Source organism: Mesorhizobium sp. M2A.F.Ca.ET.039.01.1.1, assembly GCF_003998035.1.
Taxonomy (GTDB): domain Bacteria; phylum Pseudomonadota; class Alphaproteobacteria; order Rhizobiales; family Rhizobiaceae; genus Mesorhizobium.
On the sequence record NZ_RZRY01001528.1, the window covers coordinates 1 to 449 of the forward strand.

The window sequence follows — 449 nt, forward strand, 5'->3', positions numbered from 1 at the left end:
ATGGATGGCGCCGTCGACCCCGCCGCCGCCGAGCAGCGACGAATTGGCGGCGTTGACGATGGCGTCGACCGCGAGCCTGGTGATGTCGCCGGTATGGATGCGGAGCCTGTCGCCGGGAGCGCTCATCTCACATCCTGAACACGCCGAAGCGCGTCTCCTCGATGTCGGCATTGAGCGCGGCCGACAGGCTGAGCGCCAGGACCTCGCGCGTCCTCGCCGGGTCGATGATGCCGTCGTCCCACAGCCTCGCCGAGGAATAGAGCGGATGACCCTCATGCTCGTATTTCATCAGGATGGGCTTCCTGAATTTCGCTTCCTCTTCGGCGCTCCACTCGCCGCCCTTGCGCTCGATACCCTCGCGCTTGACCATGGCAAGCACCGTCGCCGCCTGCTCGCCGCCCATCACCGAGATGCGCGCATTCGGCCACATCCACAGGAAACGCGGCGAG

General features: G+C 66.1%; 2 protein-coding genes. Both read right to left on the minus strand.

What is annotated here, in order from left to right; translation table 11 throughout:
* On the minus strand, positions 1-126 hold a 126-nt coding region (locus EOA24_RS43775; RefSeq protein WP_189354731.1), incomplete at its 3' end, for a macro domain-containing protein.
* Between the two features lies 1 nt (position 127).
* On the minus strand, positions 128-449 hold a 322-nt coding region (locus tag EOA24_RS40790; protein ID WP_281059960.1), incomplete at its 5' end, for a carboxyl transferase domain-containing protein.